Raw genomic sequence first — 16,726 nt, forward strand, 5'->3', positions numbered from 1 at the left:
CTCGTGCGGGGCAGGCCGTGACGGACGGAGACGGCGTTGTAGGAGTCGACGGCCGGGTTGATGCGCGGCAGGGCTCCCTTCTTCGCGAGGCGGCGGCCGAGCGCGTCGACGCTGGGACGGATGCGGCGGGGGTTGGTGCCGAACGAGCGGTAGGCGGTGTGCCATGCCTCGATGCGGGGGTCGGTCTCGTCGGCGGGGTGCCAGGTGCCGTCGGCGAGTTGCTGCTCCAGTTCCTCCACGGCGGCGGCGGTGTGGGGCCAGGATTCACGGCCGCGCAGGCCGGTGGCGGTGACCAGGGCGATGAGGGTGTCGGGGAAGGCGTCCGCGATGGCGGGGGCGAGGCGGAAGGCGGCCACGGGAGGGATTCCGTTTCTGTGTCGGGGCCTGGGGGGTCAGGACTGCCAGGGGCCGATGCGGTCCAGGCGGCGGCGCTGCTGGAGTGCGGTGGGGACGTCGAGGCCCTGGCCGCGTGTGGTGAGGTGGTCGGCTACGGCGGTGCGGTGCTCGACGGGCTTGTGGTCGTCGTACTTGAACTTGGCCCGTACCTCGGTGACTTCCAGGCGCAGGCCGCGGATGCCGGGCAGCATCCGGCCGTAAGGCGGCTGGTCGACGGCGACGGGGGAGTGGTCGCCGTCGGGCTGGAAGTGGGCGAGCTGGCGGCGCAGCAGGTCGGCCTTGGCCTCGGGGTCGTCGACGATGTGGGCGCGGCAGGTGAACTGGACGGCCGTGTAGTAGCTGGTGGGGACGCCGCCGTTGGGCGGGGTGCCGGCCTTGGCGCGCCAGGGTCCGGGGATGAAGGCGTAGTCGCCGAAGACGGTGAAGAGGACGTTCGGGTCGTTCTCGATCGCCTTCCAGACCGGGTTGGGCCGGGCGAGGTGGATCAGGAGGTCGGGTCCGTCGCAGGTGAAGTGGGTGGGAACGGCGACGGGCGGGTGGCCGGGCAGGCCGTTGACGTTGAGCTGTCCGAAGTCGTGGCCTTCGGCGATCCAGCTCTGCCATTCGGCTTCGTCCAGGCCGGCGTCCCAGGGCTGGATGAACATGCTGGTCTCCTTGCGTAGGCGGTGGTGTGGTGGGTGGCGGGGCTTGCTCAGGTCAGGGCGAGGAGGCTGACGGCGACGGCGGCGGTGCCCAGGCCGACGAGCTGGCCGCGGTGGATGCGTTCGGCGAGCACGCCCCGGGCGAGCAGGACGGTGCCGGCCGGGTAGAGGGCGGTGATCACGGCGACGACGGCGAGGTCACCGCTGCGAGCGGCGAGCAGGAACAGCAGGTTCGCCACGGAGTCCAGCACACCCGCGGCTGCCGACATCGCATAGGCGGGCCGCTCGGGGCCCAGCTTGCGGTGCAGCAACCCCGCCGCGGTCAGGGTGACGGCCGAGGAGACCGCCCTGCCGATGATCAGCGGGGCCACCCCGCTGTCGGTGGGCGCCTGGTGGAGAAAGATCAGCTGGAGGGCGATGGCGGCGCCGGCACCGAAGGCCAGCAGCAGCGCCGTGCGTGAGGGGCGCGCCGCCCCGGCGCCGTGTCCGGCGCTGACCAGGACCACCGCCACCAGTGCGAGGGGCAGGCCCACCAGTCCGGCGGTGGCCAGGTGCTCGCCCTGCAGCAGGCCCACACCGACGGGCAGGGTTGCGGACACCAGCGCGGTCACGGGTGAGAGCACGTTCATCGGACCGATTGCCAGGGTGCGGTAGAGCAGGGCGAACGCGGCGGCGGAGGCGACCCCGGATGCGGCACCCCAGCCGAGGGCGCCGGTGCTGAACGAGGCGCCGAGCACCGGCCACAGCAGCAGTTCGACCGCGAGACTGGCCGGGGCCGCGATCATCACGGTGCGCAGCACATGAGCCTTACGGGCTCCCAGGCCGCCGAGGAAGTCGGCGCACCCGTAGGCGAGTGAGCTGCCCAGGGCCAGCAGCAGAGCGATCACGGCACATCCCTTAGTATTGCAATGGAACGACTAAACCGTACAACGGATCGACCGGCCTTTGTCAATCAAACGACCGGACGGTGCATTACAGTGGTCCACTCGCGAGGACGGTGATCGGATGGCCGAGACAGAGGCAGCCCTGCGGACGCTCGCGCACAACGTCAGAACGGCCCGCAACCGCGCAGGCCTGTCCCTCGATGAACTCAGCCGGCGAGCTCAGGTCAGCAAGGGCGCCTTGGTGGGACTGGAGAAAGCCCAGGGCAACCCGAATTTCGCCACTCTGGTCCGGCTGGCCGACACTCTCGGCATCTCGGTGTCCGCCCTGATGGAGGGCCCGGCCGAAGGTCGCGTCCGCGTCGTGACCGCCGACACCGTCGCGCCGCTGTGGACCGGAACGCAGGGCAGCGAGGCCCGCCTCATGCTGACGACCTCGGGCCCGGCCCCGGTCGAGGTCTGGCGCTGGAAACTGCAACCGGGCGAGGAATACCCCAGCCACCCCCACCAGGCGGGAGTCGTCGAAACCGTCAGCGTCACCTCCGGCCGGATGACGCTGACCGTCGACGGCACCGAGTACACCGTCGAAGCAGGACAGACCGCCACCTTCGACGGCGACGCCTACCACACCTACCGCGGCTCCGGCACCGAAACCTGCCACCTGATCATGACGGTCCACCTGCCGCCGGGCCCCGGCTCCACAACCTGACTTTCTGATCGCGTCCGGGCATGTCAGGGATACAGTGTCAGTACTGCCGACAAGAGAATCTCCCATGCGTACGACGGCAGTGCCGTGCGGGTATCCGATGACGGGTCACTGCACGACCGCGGCTTGAACGCGACCTTTCAGGAGACGAGGTGGCGGCTGGGAACGCGAGGCCCGGGAGCCGCATCGGGCGGCTGGAAGAGGCGCGGCCCCGGTTCTTCGCAGCCAACGACGAGCTGTCGATGGCCGAGACACTGAACGTGGCACTTCAGCAGGCGATAGCCGCCCTTGGCGGCCTCGGCGGCTTCGTGCACTGGCGTGATCCCGGTTCTGGCTTGTTGCGGCTGCTGGCGGCCAGCGGACTCGCGCCGGAGATCGCCGAGGCATGGGCGGATCTCCACGAGGACGAGGACGTCGCCCCGGCACGCGCCATGCGCACAGGTGCCTTCCTCTGGGTGGCCGAGGACAGCATGGGGATCGGGGCCTCCGGCACTGCCGCGGCACCTCTGCTGCTCGGCACCGGCGGGCGCATCGGTGTGGTTTCCGTGCTCACGGCAGGGCCCGACGAGCCCGATCCCGCCCAGCGGTCCTTTTTCGGCTCGGTGGTGGCGTGGGCGGCCGGACGCCTGGAACAACGTCCCAGCACGCCGACGGATGCCGTCTCACCGCCCAGGTGGCCACCCTCGTGCGATGCGCCCGGCGGGCAGGTGCCCCGCGTGTTTGCGATCAGGCATTGGGAATACGACGCCGCCTCCGGTTCCGTAACGCTCACCCGACCGCTCATCGACATGTCCGGTGAGACGCCTCAAGCGTTCGACGACAGCGCGGACCTCAGCTGTCACCTCTCGGACATCGAGGATCTGCCGGCATTCACGGCCGACATCCGCGAGGCGTTCGACAGGGGGACGGCGTACGACACCGAATACCGAGTGCACCACAGGGACGGCACAGTCGGGTGGGTGCGGGCGCTCGGCCACATCGTGCCGGATGAGGACGGCACCTCCGCACGCATGGTCGGTACGCTGTGGGGCCCGACGCACACACACGTCGCGAGCGGTCCAGTCGTCGCAGCCCTCCGTGATATGGGCGACGGCTTCCTGACGGTCGCCGATGACTGGCGGATCACCTTCGTCAACAAGGAGGCCGAGCGTCTCCTGGGCTCCGGCCGGACGCTGCTGGGCAGCACTCTCTGGGACATTCCCGCAGGACGCGCCCCCGGTCTCGAAGCCCAGTGCCGACGCGCGTCCGCCGAGAGGAAGCCCATCGGCTTCGATCTCCACCGGCCTGCCGATCAGCGCATCCACCATGTCCGGCTGGTCCCCATGCCGGGCGGCGGGCTGACGATCTACATCGCCGACGTCACCGACGAGCGGCCAAGGGGAGCCGAGCGATCGGCCGGCGATCGGATCGCGGCCGAGCGGACCGCCCGGATGAGCGAGCTGACCGCGGCGCTGGCCGAAGCCGTCACATCGAGCGACGTGGCCAAGGCCGTGGCGCAGCATGTCCTGCCGCCCTTCGGCGCCGACGGGCTGCTGGTCCACGCGCTTGAAGGCGGCTGGCTGCGTGTGGTCGGATCCGTCGGATACACAGAGGAATTCCTGCGTCAGATCGACGGGGTCGCGCGCACGACCCACATGGCGGTCACCGACACGCTCCGCACTCGCACCCCCCTGTTCCTCGAATCCACCGCCGATTACCTCCGGCTCTATCCGCGGTTTGAGAGCTTTGTGGCCGCCTCGGCCAAGAACGCATGGGCGTTCCTTCCTCTCATCGCCTCCGGGCACGCGATCGGTTGCTGCATCGTCTCCTTCTCGCGGCCGCGCTCGTTCAGTGAGGAGGAACGCACTCTGCTGATAGCCCTGAGCGGGCTGATCGCACAGGCGCTGGAGCGGGCCCGGCTGTACGACGCGGAGCACACCCGCGCCCAGGAACTCCAGCGCGGCCTGCTCCCCAGGACACTGCCCTCCCTGCCGGCCGTCTCCGCCGCCGCCCGCTACATGCCGGCGGGGAAGGGCGAAGAGGTGGGCGGCGACTGGTACGACCTGATCCCGCTGTCCGGCGATCGGGTCGCCATCGTGATCGGCGACGTCATGGGGCACGGCATCGCCGAGGCCGCCATCATGGGACGGCTGCGCACGGCCGTCCGCACCCTTGCCGACCTCGAACTCAGCCCGGATGAGCTGCTCGTCCACCTCAACGAACTCGTCTCCGACCTCGGCCCCGACAAGTACGCCACCTGCTCGTACGCCGTGTTCGACCCCGTCACCCGTACCTGCTCGCTCTCCTCGGCCGGTCATCTCCCGCCCGCCATCGTCCATCCCGATGGGACGGTCCACCGCCCAGAGCTGGCCGTCGACCCGCCGCTGGGCGCCGCCGAACCTCCCTTCGAGACCCACGAGCTGCGCCTGCCGGAGGAGAGCCTTCTCGTGTTCTGCACGGACGGCCTCATCGAATCCGCCACCCGGGACATCGACCAGGGACTGGCTCAGCTCAGGCAGACGCTGACCTGGGCCGTGGACCGGACCTCGTACTTCCCGACCGGCACCCAGCGCGATGACACCCGGCGTCTCCATGACCTGTGCGACGCCATCGTCTCGGCTCTGCTGCCCGACCGCGAGCAGACAAACGACGACGCGGTCCTCCTCGTGGCCCACACTCGGGGCACACCTGTGGACAGCGTGGCCGCGTGCAGCCTGCCGGACGACCCGCGGGCAGCCGGCCAGGCCAGGGAGTACGTCCGCAGCCAGCTGGCCGTCTGGGGTCTGGACGAGCTCGCCATGACCACCGAGCTGCTGGTGAGCGAGCTGATCGGCAACGTGATCCGGCATGCCAGCGGCCCCATACGCCTGCGCCTGCTGCGCAGCCGGTCGCTGATCTGTGAGGTCTATGACGGCAGCCTCACCAGCCCGCGCATCCGGCGCGCCGCGTACACCGACGAGGGCGGCCGGGGCCTGCACCTGGTGGCCGCTCTCTCCAAGCGTTGGGGCACTCGCCATCTCGCCGAGGGCAAATGCATCTGGACCGAGCAGGACCTTCCCCTGGCCCATTGATCCCTGTGTCTGCGGCGGGCCGGCCGATCCCTCCGCCTCCGGCCGGCCGACCGGGTTGCCGCGCGGCGGCATCGGCCTGATGTGGCGAGTGATCGACGGCGCTGTGCTGTGTCCGGGGTGGGCGCAGATCGCGGCGGTGGCGGGCAGCAGAGCTACCCTTCCGCAGCGCGCCCCGCCTGCACCGTCGCCACGATCGTCGCGGGCTTGACCGGCAGTCGGCGAACCCGCATCCCGTACTCCCGGAGAGCGTCGTCGATGGCCGCCGACACGGCCGCCGGAGCCACCATACGGCCGCCCTCACCGCCGCCCTTGATGCCGTACTCGGTGAACGGCGAGGGCGTCTGGACGTGTCCGATGCGGAACACCGGGGCCTCGCTGGCGGTGGGGATCAGATAGTCCCTGAACGTCAGGGACTGGAACTGCCCGTCCTCGTCGTAGGCCAGCTCCTCGTAGAGCGTGGTCCCGATGCCCTGCGTGGCTCCGCCGGTGACGTGGCCGCCCAGGCTACGGGGGTTCACGATCGTCCCGGCGTCGTGCACGGCCACGTAATCGAGGAAGGAGGGCATCCCGGTGTCGGGGTCGACCTCCAGGACCGCGATGTGGCAGGCATGGCCCATGATCGGATAGAAGACGCCGAGGTCCGAGCCGTCCGGTGCCGGGGGCGTCGTGTAGGGGTGGTCGTAGGTGTAGGACTCCTCCAGTCCGCTCGTCATGCCCTCGGGCAGGCTGAGCGCGAAGAAGTACGCGGTGCCCGCCAGTTCGGCGATGGTCAGTCCCGTCTCCGGAGCCCCCCTGACCTGCACGCGCGCGTCGACGAGTTCCAGGTCCTCCGGGGCCAGTTCGAGGCGGTGCGCGGCGATGTGAAGGAGTTTCTTCTGGAGCTTGCGCGACGCGCCCCGGATCGCACCTGCCACCATGGCGGTGTAGCGGCTGCCGCCCGGGCCGGTGCCAGGAAGCGCGTGCGCGGAGTCTGCGTACCGGACATTGACGCTCTCCGGCGGGATCCCGAACTCCTCGGCGAGCACGGTGGCGCCCACCGTCTCCGGGCTGTTGCCCCACATCGACTGGCAGTGCAGCAGGAGCTGGAACTGGCCGGTCGGGTCGATCGTCACCGTCGCGCTCTCCGGGCTGGAGGTGAGGGGGAAAGCGGGCTTCTCCACGAGGAACCAGAACTCGGTGGCGCTGAAGACGCTGCGCTCCTGGGTCGTGGCCAGGCCGATGCCGATGTGGCGGCCCTCCTCCTCCCGCAGCCGTTTCTTTTCGGCGCGCCAGCTGTCCAGGTCGATCATCGACAGGGCCTTGTCCAGCACGGCGGGGTAGTCACCGCTGTCGTAGAGGTTGCCGCCGGGGATCTTGTACGGGAACTGGTCGGGCTGGATGAAGTTGCGTCGGCGGATCTCCTCCGGGGCGAGCCCGAGCCGGGTCGCCCCCTGGTCGACCAGCCGTTCCAGCACCCAGTTGTGCACCTCGGAGCCGAAGCCGCGGTAGGCGCCCTGCTGGCACTTGTTGGTGACCACGGCCCGCAGGCGGTACTTCACGTCCCGGAACCGGTACGGGCCGACGACCTGGGAGAAGGCGTTGCCGTGATGGCCGACGCCGAACTGCATGTAGGCGCCGTAGTCGTCGACGACGTCGATGTCGAGACCGACGATCGTGCCGTCGGCGCGAAAACCCATGCGGGCTTCGTAGGTGCGGTCGCAGCCGTGGTGGTCGGAGTTCATCAGGTGGTCGATCCGGTCCTCGATGTACGACACCGGGCGACCCACCTGTAGGGCCAGGAAGCCGGCGAGGGCGGGCACCTTGTGCGCCGCGAGCTTGCTGCCGAAACTGCCGCCCGCCGGAACCGGCTTCAGGGTCAGCTTGTTCGACGGAATTCTCAGGGTGGCCGCGATCAGGAAGACGAAGTAGCTGAAGTTGAGCGAGTTGCAGTAGATCTCCAGCACGCCGTTGAAGCCGGGCTGGGCCACCGCGCCCGTGGTCTCCATCGGCATTCCGGCCGAGCGGCCCCACCGCAGGGTGTCCTCGACGATCAGGTCGGCCCCGGCGAACGCGGCGTTCACATCGCCGAACTCGAAGGTCCGCTCATAGCCGATGTTGCTGCCGTGCTCCTCGTGCAGCAGTACGCAGTCGGGCTCCATGGCCGCCATGGGATCGGTGACCGGCGGGAGCTCCTCGTAGTCGACCTCCAGCAGGTCCACGCCGTCCTCGGCGAGGTACCTGCTCTCCGCGACGACGGCCGCGACGGCCTCGCCGACGTAGCGGACCTTGTCCACGGCCATCGGGTACTGCGTGATGGTGGCCGGGCCGAAGCTCATGCAGGGGTTGATCTTCTCCTTGCAGTCCTCGCCGGTGAACACGGCGACGACTCCCGGCAGCTTCAGTGCCTCGGTGGCGTCGATGGACCTGATCCACGCGTGCGGTACGGGGCTGCGCAGGATCGCGGCGTGCAGCATGCCCGGCAGTCTGAGGTCGGCGATGTACCCGCCGCGGCCGACCAGCAGCCGAGGGTCCTCGATCCGCCTGCGGTCTTTGCCGATGTACGTGTAGGTCATCAGTCACGACCTCCCGCGGTGGGGCCGCGCAGTTTGGCGCCGGCGGACTGGACCGCGTTGACGATGTTCTGGTAGCCGGTGCAGCGGCACAGGATCCCGGAGATCTCATGGCGCACCTCGGCATCGGTCATCTCACGACCGGCATCGATGATCTCCTTGGTGCGCAGCAGCATCGCGGGCGTGCAGAAGCCGCACTGCAGCCCCTGTTCCTCGGCGAAGGCCTCCTGGATGGGGTGCAGCTCCGCCGGGTTGGCGGAGAGGCTCTCGACGGTCTCGACCGCGTGCCCGTCCGCCTGGACGGCCAGCATCAGGCAGGAACGCACGGAGAGGCCGTCGAAGAGGACGGTGCAGCATCCGCACTCGCCGTGCTCGCATCCCACATGCACGCTGACCAGGTCGAGTTCGTCGCGCAGGAAGTCGGCGAGCGTGGTGCGCGTCGACACCTCGCGGGTCACATGCCGCCCGTTGACACGCACCGTCACGGCCCGGCGGGCGGTGCCGTACTTGGCGGCGGTGGAGGTCGTCACTTCCCGTCGCTCCTCTCGTGGGCGCTGGCCACGGCTGCGGTGATCGCGCGCCGCACCACGACGGTGGCGAGGTGCCGGCGGTAGGCGCGCGTGGCGTGGATGTCGTCGCCCGCGGTCACCGAGGGCACGATCTCGTCGGCCGCCCTGGTGATGTTCTCCTCGGTCGGGGCCTCACCGATGAGCGCGTTCTCCACCGCCCGGGCGCGGACCGGCGTGTCGGAGATGCCCGAGACGCCGACCGAGACGGAGGTGAAGTGGCCGTTCTCGTCGAGGTTCACCACCGCGGCGGCGCCGGCGAGCGCGAGGTCGCCCACACGCCGGGCCACCTCCACGAAGCCGTGGCCTGCGGCCTGTGGCGTCACCGGGTAGCGGACGGCGACGAGGACCTCCTCGGGCTCCAGGGCAGTGGCCATCCGGCCCTGGAAGAAGTGCTGGGCCTCGATGGTGCGGGTGCCCGACGGACTTCGCGCGACCACCGTCGCGTCGAGCGTCACCGCCGTGCACGGCAGTTCGGCGGCGGGGTCGGCGTGGGCCAGGCTGCCGCAGACCGTGCCGCGGTGGCGGGTCTCGATGTGGCCGATGTAGCCGGCGGCCTCCGGTAGCAGCGGGACCAGTTCGCCGACCAGCGCGTGGTCCTCCAGCTCGTACTGGCGAACCCCGGCGCCGACCTCCAGGATGTCGGACCGGCCCTCGATCTTCTGCAGGTCACCGATCTTGTTGATGTCGATCAGCGCCTCCGGCCTGACAAGCCGCATGTTGAGCAGGGGGAGAAGGCTCTGTCCTCCCGCGAGGACGAGGGAGTCGGCGCCGTACTCGCTCTTGAGTCCGACGGCCTCGTCGACGGATTCGGGATCGCAGTACGTGAATGGAGGCGGCTTCATCGCCTGTCCTTTGTTGCGGCTCCTGGGAAGAGCGGGTGACAGGGCCCGGAGCCGAAGTGGGATACGGACGGTTACCCCGAGGTCGCGTCGCGCGAGTATCCGCACCGGCTCGGTGTCGTTGCCGTTCTCTCCCCAGTGCACCACACCCGGGGCAGTGACGACGAAGTGTCCCGGAGCGCCTCGGGGGTGCGCCGCCGGGACGGCGAATGCCGTGCCGCCTCTTGTTCTCCCGGGGCGCCGGGCTGGTTGCCCCGCGCGTCCGGTGCGGGGACGTTGGACACGCTGACGACCGCCTACCTGGGAGCGCCCCGGGAGTGCCGCCCCTCGCTCACGACGACAGCGAGCAGGCCGCCGGCCAGGGCGAGGTTCTTGAGGAAGTCGCCCTGCTGACGGGCGCGTTGCGGACCCTCCGGCTGGGTCCAGAAGGGGAAGGCGGCGAGGGTCGTGGGCACCAGCGAGCCGACAAGCGCCGACGCGGAGGCCGCGGGCGCGATGCCCGCCGCGAGTGCCGCTCCGGCGGTCATGTGCACGGCCGCGTTGGCGCGTACCAGTTGGCGGTCCGTGAACCGGTCCAGGAGCGGCACCGCACGGCGGCACCGCTTGAGGAAGTTCTCCGCCCCCTGCGCGGGGCCGTCCGGGTGCTGCCAGACGTGGCGGCCTCCGGAGACGAAGACGGCGGCCAGCGCGAGACGGGAGAGGGCGCGGCCCACGTCGTCGTAGCGCGGTGGTGTCTCAGGCATTCCAAGGATCCGTTCGCAGGTGGCGGTCGAAGAAGCGCTCGATCAGCGCGGGGGTCAGCAGCGCGGAACGTTCGGTGTCCGGGGTGCGGGAGGACAGCACGGTGGCCGTCATGGGGTGCAGCTCCCAGTCGCCGGTGTTGAGGAAGCCGTGATCGGCTCCGTGGACCAGCAGCAGATGGGACTCGGCGCCCACGGCGCTCAGGGCGTCGTGGAGCCGGCGGCTCTGTGCCGGTCCGATGAGGAGGTCGGCGTCACCGTGCAGCAGGAGTACGGGCGGAACCCGCGGGTGGGCCTGCCGGGCCGGACTGGCCTCGACGGCCGTGGCGGCCCGGTCCGACGGACGTCCGCCCATCAGCCCCCACGCCGGATCGGATGGGTCCACGCCCAGCACTCCGCCGGGCAGGGCGTCGTCGTTGAGACTCAGCAGATCCGTCGGGGGATAGCCCGCCACCACGGCTCGTACGCCGGGCGCCGTGCGGGAGCCGTCGGCGTTGGGCGCGAAGGCCGCGAGCAGCGCCAGGTGCGCACCGGCGGAGCTGCCCCACAGGCCGATCGACGTCGGGTCCAGGCCGTGGGTGTCCGCGATGTCGTGCAGATGGCGCAATGCGGCGAGGACGTCGTGCAGTTGGGCCGGCCAGACGGAAGCCTCGAAGGACCGGTACTCGATGTCCGCCATGGCGTATCCGCGTTCGGCGAAGAGCCGGGGCAAGCGGGGCCCGTAGCCCCGGCGTTGATTCCGCCAGCCGCCACCCGCCAGCCATACGATCACGGGGGTGGGGGCCGTTGCGGACGGCGGTAGGTACAGGTCCATCCGCAGGTCCGCACCCAGTGCCGCGCCGTATGCGATGTCGCGCACCACCCGGACGGGAGCCGGGTCGACCCTCTCGGGAGGACGCGGCGCCCGGCTGAGCCCTTCCATGAAACGCCCCATGACGGCGGCGTTGTTCGCCAGCACGGCCGTGAGGTCCAAGGCGTCCGGCTGCTGTGAGGTCTCACTCGTCACCGGTTCGTCCCGTCCCGGTCACGGCGAGGAGGGGGAGGGAACGGCGCTTCTCTTCACGGTGTTCGGCGAGCCGTTGCCGGTAGTGCGGTGCGAGCCTGTCCGGGGTCCAGTCGAAGTCGTCCGCCAGCCGCACGTCCACCGCGGACACACCGGTCAGAGCCGTGAGCCGGACCTGCGCCTCGTTCGCGAAAGAGCCGATGAGTACGCAGCTGGGCTCGGTCACGCCGACGGTGACCGCGATGCGCTGACCGCCGGCGCCATCGTCCTGTACGTGAATGTCACTGACGAGTCCCATGTCGTCGAGCCCCGCGGGGACTCCCGCAGTGATGCTGCACGGATCGAGGATCTCGTTGAGCATCGCGCGGACCTGGGTTTCCGTGACCGTCACCGGGCACCGGCCAGCGCGTTGTCGACCGGGGCGACCCGCCCGCCCCAGGGCTCCTGGAGTTCGGTGGTGTCGAACTCGTCGCCGCGGATGCGCTCGCGGAGGTCCTTCTCGTCGATGCCGTGCATGCGCAGGAAGTTGCGGCCGAGGATGTCGGCCTTGATCTCCTTGGTGAGCTCGGGCAGCCCGTAGTCCTCGATCAGGTCACGGGGCATCTCGAAGTTCCAGAACGCCTCGATCGCCGGCCGGGGGTGGACCGCGTCGCAGCCGGTCGCCCAGATGATCCGGTCGGCGGCACCGGCCTGCAGGAAGGCACCCATCGCCTGTGCGAAGCGGCGGGGTGCGTAGACCGCCATGAATGACGTGGCCTCCAGGTTGACCCACACGTTGCGGAACGCCTCGAGCTGGAGTGCCGTCTCCTCGACGAAGGCCATGCCGCCGTGGACGACCTCGAAGGTGAGGTCGGGGAAGGCCAGCGCGGCTGCCTCGACGTCGGCCATCCCGAGGGCGGAGGTCGGGCCGGGTCCGACCGGGAGGGCCTTGTGGATGGCCACGACCTTCAGACCATGCTGACGGGCCCGCTCGAACACCGGGAAGCAGATCTCCGGGTCACCCATGTCGAGCGCGGTCGCCCGTCCCTCGACGACGTCGATCGGATAGAGCTTGAGAGCGTTGACGCGGTGCTTCTCCACCAGCTCGTCCACGCGGTCCAGCGCTCCGGGGCGCAGCGGGGACACCGCGCCGTAGATCAGCACGCGCTCCGGCCACTTCTCGCGCATCTCCAGCCCGAAGCTCAGCGCCGAGCCCCCGTCGCGGAAGTGCCCGTAGATGGGGGTCTCGTGGTAGGCGATCACGTCGGTCTGGCTCTCCGCCAGCAGGGCCCGACCGATGATGTCCGCGCCCGCACCCTGCATGTAGGTGGAGCGCTCGAGGGTGTATTCGGGGCCGCTGACCCGCTTGTGCAGGCCGTAGAGGTGCTCGCCGATGGCCGCCCCGACATGCGGGTTGACGCAGTTCTCGGGCCGGAAGTTGTAGTTGTGGGCCACGCCCTCGACGACGAGGAAGTCCTCGATCACGGTCGTTCTCCTTGGGTTGTCACGGGTGATACGGGCGATCAGGCGAGCAGGTCCTTCAGCCCTTCCAGGGCGCGGGAGGCGAGGCGGTCGTCGGTCTCGCCGTCGGCTCCGCCGACGCCGACGGCACCGATGACCTCGCCGTCGTCCACGGTGATCGGCACTCCGCCCGGCACCGGGAGGAGGTGGGCGTCGACGAGGTGCACGGGCGCGACCGCCATCGCGGGGGACGCCGCGAAAGCGGCGAACGTCGAGGTCGGAATGCCGGTGACGGCGGCGGTGTAGGCCTTCCGGCGCGCGGTCTCGACCCCGATGGGGCCGACTCCGTCGTCGCTGAGGAGCACTTTGGTGACGCCGCTGCGGTTGACGACCACCACGCAGATGCGCGCGCCCTCGGCCCGGGCCGCCTCCAGCGCGGCCTCGGCTGCCCCGTACGCGATGGCGTAGGTCAGGGGTTCCCTCATCCCGCGGTCCTTTCACTGAGCGGGGTGACGGTGGCGCCGGAGGCGGCCGGGACCCCGCGGATCAGGTCCGACGCCTTCTCGGCGACGGCGATGACGGTGGCGTTGACGTTCGCTCCGGGCACGCTCGGCAGCACCGACGCGTCGACGACGCGCAGCCCGTCGATGCCGCGCACCCGCAGGTCGGGGTCGACGACGGCGGTCTCGGAGGTGCCGATGGCACACGTGCCGCAGGCGTGGTTGGCGGAGTAACCGGTCTCGCGCAGATAGCGCTCGAAGTCCTGGTCGGTGCGCACGTCGGGGCCTGGTGCGAGTTCCGCCCCGATCATCGGAGCGACCTCGGGACTGCGCAGGATGGCCAGCGTGGTGCGCACAGTCTCCCGCAGGGCGGCGACGTCCTCCGGCTCGGTGAGGAGGTTGAACGTGATGCGCGGAGCGGCCGTCGGATCGGCGGAGCCCAGTCGGACCTCGCCGCGGCTGCGGGGGGTCGCGACGGCGTTGAGGGCCACGCAGTGGCGGTCCTTCAACGGCCGGATGCCGGGGAACCAGGGTCGGGCGTCGAAGCCGCCGGCCAGGATGCCGAGGAACCCGTCGGGACGGTCCAGGTCGGCGCGGGTGCGGACGTACGCGGACAGGAACTCGGGCATCCCGGCCAGCGGACCGCTCCCGGTGGCGAACCAGCGGACCGCGCCCAGCACCAGCCGGTCGGCGCGCAGGTGCTCGTGGAAGGTCACCGGATCCTTGACGTCGAACAGCACGGGCGCCGCCGGGTGCTCCTGCAGGTTGGCGCCGACTCCGGGAAGGTCCACCACCGTGTCGACGCCGAGCTCGCGCAGGTGATCCGCCGGTCCGATACCCGAACGCATCAGCAGCTGCGGCGAGTTGTAGGTGCCGGCGCAGAGCACGACCTCGCGGGCCGCCCGGATCACCCGGCTCCGTCCGCCTTCCACGACACGGACGCCGGTCGCGCGTCCCTGCTCCAGTACGAGCGTGTCCACCAGCACCCCGGTGAGCAGGGTGAGATTGGGCCGTTGCCGCAGCACGGGACGCAGATAGGCGGCGGCGGTGCTGTGGCGTCGGCCGCGGTGGATGGCGTTCTCGATCTGGCCGGCGCCGGTGGGGTCACCACTTTGCGTGTCGTCGGGGAACTCGATGCCCAGTGATCGGGCGGCGCGGTCCAGACGCTGACCGAACGGACTTCTCCGGACCGAGGTCGACACGGCGACGGGTCCGTACCCGCCGTGGTGCTCGGTGTCCCCGCGCCAGCTGCTCTCCGAGCGGCGGAAGTACGGCAGAAGGTCGTCCCAACCCCAGCCCGTCGCACCGGACTTGACCCAGTCGTCGTAGTCGAGGCGGTGTGCACGGACATGGGTCGATCCGTTGATCGAACCGGTGCCGCCGACCAGCCGGCCGCGCGGGATGGGGATACGTCTGCCGTTCAGGCCCGGCTCGGGCTCCGACTCGTATCCCCAGTTGATCTTCTTGCGTCCCGACAGCAGCCCGACCCCGAGCGGCAGCTGCACGAGCAGGCCGCGGTCCGCGGGCGGGCCGGCCTCGATCAGCAGCACGCGTGTCGAGGGGTCTTCGGACAGGCGTGTGGCGAGGACGCAGCCGGCCGTACCCGCGCCGACGACGACGTAGTCGTACTCGGCGCCGTGCCCGGCGCTCATATGGAAGGTCCAGACATCATCGTCTCCTTCGGCTCTGGACGAACGCGCGGTGGAGGCGCTGCGAAAGGCGCGGGGAGGCGGTCGCTCGCGCGGCGCGTTCTGAGTCGTGATCGTGAGGTGGCGGGAAGCGGGTGAGCGGCCCCGTCACCTCAGCGCCGGGTCAACGTAACAGCGCGCTCGGCGATCCGAAAGAGGCCTGCAAGTAATTCATCAAAGCAGGTCAGACTCATTGACAGTTTTTCATCAGGGTCGTACAACGGCAGGAGTGCCATGTGGTCCGTACCGCTCACAGCGCCTGTCCGAGCCGTGAAGGAAGAGCCGCCGCACGCTCGTCCGACCACACCGGCGACAGCACGAAGAAGCCTCGACCGCAGGCTTCGCCGCAAACTGTTCGACCCCGCCAGTGGCCTTCATATACGCGTCCCCGCTGCCTCAACGCCGAGGAGATGGTTCAGCATGACCGACACGACCGTGACCGACACGGGAACCGGCTACGGCCGGGGGCCCTCCTCTCACGACGCCCGCCTGACCGAGGTCGGCCCCGGCACGCCGATGGGCGAGGCACTGCGTCGCTACTGGCACCCGATCGCCAGCTCCACCGCGCTGACCAGCGACGTTCCGCACCGCGCCCGCCTCCTGGGCGAGAACCTGATCGTCTTCCGGGACGGCCAAGGCCGCCCCGGCGTCGTCTTCGAGCGGTGCGCACACCGCGGCAGCAGCCTCTTCTTCGGCCGTATCGAGGAGGACGGCATCCGCTGCTGTTACCACGGCTGGAAGTTCGACGTGCAGGGCCACTGCGTGGAACAGGCCTGTGAACTCGACGGCGGCCGCCGCCGCAACCTCGCGCGCCAGCCCTGGTACCCGGTGGAGGAGCGCTACGGCCTGGTCTTCGTCTACATGGGCCCGCCCGAGCTCAAGCCCCCGCTGCCGCGCTTCGACAGCCTGGAGCCGCTGGAGGAGGGCGAGAGCTACTTCAGCAGCTGGCTGGTGCCCGGCGCCGAGGTCGTCGGCCTGGAGCAGGACTTCAACTGGCTTCAGATCTTCGAGAACGCGGTTGACCCGGTGCATGCGTCGTGGCTGCACTCCAACCACAGCGGATTCCAGTTCCAGGGGACCGGCACCACCGGATTCCCCGAGAGCTACTACGACCCCTCCACCGTCGCGGAGCGCGTCACGTACCACCGCACCGACCACGGTGTGAAGTACATCCAGCGCTACCAGGACAAGAAGGGCCCCGACGGGGAGCTCGTGGACATCGACTGGTCGGTGGAGCTCCAGCTGCCGAACATCATCTGCCTGCCCGACTTCATCAGGGTGACCCCCGACGCCCGGCACGACATGCTGATCTGGGTGGTCCCCGTCGACGACACACACCACCGGCTGGTCTTCTCGATCCGCTCCGCCGACCCGAGCCGGCGCGAGTCCTTCGTCTTCGGCATCAAGCAGAACGGCAAGGACGGCTGGCTGCTGACCGACGAGGAGCGTCAGCGCTTCCCCGGCGACTTCGAAGCCCAGTGGTCGCAGGGCCCGATCACCCAGCACTCGGAGGAGACCCTGGCCCCGTCCGACAAGGGGGTCGTCATGCTCCGGCGCATGCTGCGCACGATGATGGACGACGTCGAAGCCGGCAGGAACCCGCTCGGTGTCGGCACCACCGGTGAGCCGGTCCGGCACGTGGAAGCCGGTGTCTTCATCCGGCGGGAGGCAGGGGACGACGTCCTGAACCCGACCGCCGCGGACACGGCGGCAGGGGCGTGACC

General features: G+C 70.1%; 15 protein-coding genes. 3 read left to right on the forward strand and 12 right to left on the reverse strand.

All coding sequences use genetic code 11. The features are described from left to right. From H1D24_RS36985 to H1D24_RS36995, 3 genes are all read right to left on the reverse strand, one after another. A partial coding sequence (locus tag H1D24_RS36985; RefSeq protein WP_309484581.1) for a phenylalanine--tRNA ligase beta subunit-related protein occupies window positions 1-356 on the reverse strand: 356 nt, incomplete at its 3' end. 36 nt (window positions 357-392) lie between these two features. Next, complete coding sequence (locus H1D24_RS36990; protein ID WP_181662121.1) at window positions 393-1,040, reverse strand: FMN-binding negative transcriptional regulator; 648 nt, start codon at window positions 1,038-1,040, stop codon at window positions 393-395. Between the two features lie 47 nt (window positions 1,041-1,087). After that, entirely contained in the window at window positions 1,088-1,924 is an 837-nt protein-coding gene (locus H1D24_RS36995) for an EamA family transporter (protein ID WP_181662122.1), read from the reverse strand. A gap of 118 nt (window positions 1,925-2,042) precedes the next feature. Between H1D24_RS36995 and H1D24_RS37000 the strand changes: the two genes are divergently transcribed. After that, window positions 2,043-2,627, forward strand: coding sequence for a helix-turn-helix domain-containing protein (locus H1D24_RS37000; protein WP_181662123.1), 585 nt, complete (start codon window positions 2,043-2,045; stop codon window positions 2,625-2,627). Between the two features lie 149 nt (window positions 2,628-2,776). Beyond that, complete coding sequence (locus tag H1D24_RS37005; RefSeq protein ID WP_309484582.1) at window positions 2,777-5,674, forward strand: SpoIIE family protein phosphatase; 2,898 nt, start codon at window positions 2,777-2,779, stop codon at window positions 5,672-5,674. Window positions 5,675-5,826: 152 nt separating this feature from the next. On the opposite strand, the gene H1D24_RS37010 is transcribed toward H1D24_RS37005, so the two are convergent. The 9 genes from H1D24_RS37010 to H1D24_RS37050 form a co-directional block, all read right to left on the reverse strand. After that, on the reverse strand, window positions 5,827-8,226 hold the full coding sequence (locus H1D24_RS37010) for a xanthine dehydrogenase family protein molybdopterin-binding subunit (protein ID WP_181662124.1): 2,400 nt from the start codon (window positions 8,224-8,226) through the stop codon (window positions 5,827-5,829). Beyond that, window positions 8,226-8,753 (reverse strand): (2Fe-2S)-binding protein, encoded by a 528-nt coding sequence (locus H1D24_RS43820; RefSeq protein ID WP_181662125.1) that lies wholly within the window; start codon window positions 8,751-8,753, stop codon window positions 8,226-8,228. Before H1D24_RS43820 ends, H1D24_RS37010 begins: the two co-directional genes overlap by 1 nt. Beyond that, entirely contained in the window at window positions 8,750-9,634 is an 885-nt protein-coding gene (locus tag H1D24_RS37020) for an FAD binding domain-containing protein (protein ID WP_181662126.1), read from the reverse strand. The genes H1D24_RS43820 and H1D24_RS37020 overlap by 4 nt, the downstream gene beginning before the upstream one ends. Window positions 9,635-9,927: 293 nt before the next feature. Continuing rightward, a complete protein-coding gene (locus tag H1D24_RS37025) occupies window positions 9,928-10,374 on the reverse strand; it encodes a DoxX family membrane protein (RefSeq protein ID WP_181662127.1) in 447 nt (148 codons plus the stop codon). Beyond that, on the reverse strand, window positions 10,367-11,377 hold the full coding sequence (locus H1D24_RS37030; protein ID WP_309484583.1) for an alpha/beta hydrolase fold domain-containing protein: 1,011 nt from the start codon (window positions 11,375-11,377) through the stop codon (window positions 10,367-10,369). The genes H1D24_RS37025 and H1D24_RS37030 overlap by 8 nt, the downstream gene beginning before the upstream one ends. Beyond that, on the reverse strand, window positions 11,367-11,765 hold the full coding sequence (locus tag H1D24_RS37035; RefSeq protein ID WP_181662128.1) for a metal-sulfur cluster assembly factor: 399 nt from the start codon (window positions 11,763-11,765) through the stop codon (window positions 11,367-11,369). The genes H1D24_RS37030 and H1D24_RS37035 overlap by 11 nt, the downstream gene beginning before the upstream one ends. Next, window positions 11,762-12,838 carry an amidohydrolase family protein gene (locus H1D24_RS37040; protein ID WP_181662129.1) on the reverse strand — a complete coding sequence of 359 codons (1,077 nt, stop codon included), beginning with the start codon at window positions 12,836-12,838 and terminating at the stop codon, window positions 11,762-11,764. The genes H1D24_RS37035 and H1D24_RS37040 overlap by 4 nt, the downstream gene beginning before the upstream one ends. A 38-nt stretch (window positions 12,839-12,876) precedes the next feature. Further along, the gene (locus H1D24_RS37045; protein WP_181662130.1) at window positions 12,877-13,299 is read right to left on the reverse strand and encodes a GlcG/HbpS family heme-binding protein; all 423 of its coding nucleotides are present in this window, start codon (window positions 13,297-13,299) and stop codon (window positions 12,877-12,879) included. Continuing rightward, window positions 13,296-14,966: a GMC family oxidoreductase gene (locus H1D24_RS37050; protein WP_181662131.1), complete on the reverse strand. Its 1,671-nt coding sequence runs from the start codon at window positions 14,964-14,966 to the stop codon at window positions 13,296-13,298. Before H1D24_RS37050 ends, H1D24_RS37045 begins: the two co-directional genes overlap by 4 nt. A gap of 456 nt (window positions 14,967-15,422) precedes the next feature. Between H1D24_RS37050 and H1D24_RS37055 the strand changes: the two genes are divergently transcribed. Beyond that, on the forward strand, window positions 15,423-16,724 hold the full coding sequence (locus H1D24_RS37055) for a Rieske 2Fe-2S domain-containing protein (protein ID WP_181662132.1): 1,302 nt from the start codon (window positions 15,423-15,425) through the stop codon (window positions 16,722-16,724). Window positions 16,725-16,726 lie beyond the last annotated feature (2 nt).

It is taken from the genome of Streptomyces himalayensis subsp. himalayensis (assembly GCF_013778455.1).
GTDB lineage: Bacteria > Actinomycetota > Actinomycetes > Streptomycetales > Streptomycetaceae > Streptomyces > Streptomyces himalayensis.

Coding starts and splice junctions, on each gene's coding strand:
- H1D24_RS37000 (WP_181662123.1), top strand. CDS start 2,043: ATGGCCGAGACAGAGGCAGCCCTGCGGACGCTCGCGCACAACGTCAGA.
- H1D24_RS37045 (WP_181662130.1), bottom strand. CDS start 13,299: ATGAGGGAACCCCTGACCTACGCCATCGCGTACGGGGCAGCCGAGGCC.
- H1D24_RS37020 (WP_181662126.1), bottom strand. CDS start 9,634: ATGAAGCCGCCTCCATTCACGTACTGCGATCCCGAATCCGTCGACGAG.
- H1D24_RS37050 (WP_181662131.1), bottom strand. CDS start 14,966: ATGAGCGCCGGGCACGGCGCCGAGTACGACTACGTCGTCGTCGGCGCG.
- H1D24_RS37025 (WP_181662127.1), bottom strand. CDS start 10,374: ATGCCTGAGACACCACCGCGCTACGACGACGTGGGCCGCGCCCTCTCC.
- H1D24_RS36990 (WP_181662121.1), bottom strand. CDS start 1,040: ATGTTCATCCAGCCCTGGGACGCCGGCCTGGACGAAGCCGAATGGCAG.
- H1D24_RS37010 (WP_181662124.1), bottom strand. CDS start 8,226: ATGACCTACACGTACATCGGCAAAGACCGCAGGCGGATCGAGGACCCT.
- H1D24_RS37055 (WP_181662132.1), top strand. CDS start 15,423: ATGACCGACACGACCGTGACCGACACGGGAACCGGCTACGGCCGGGGG.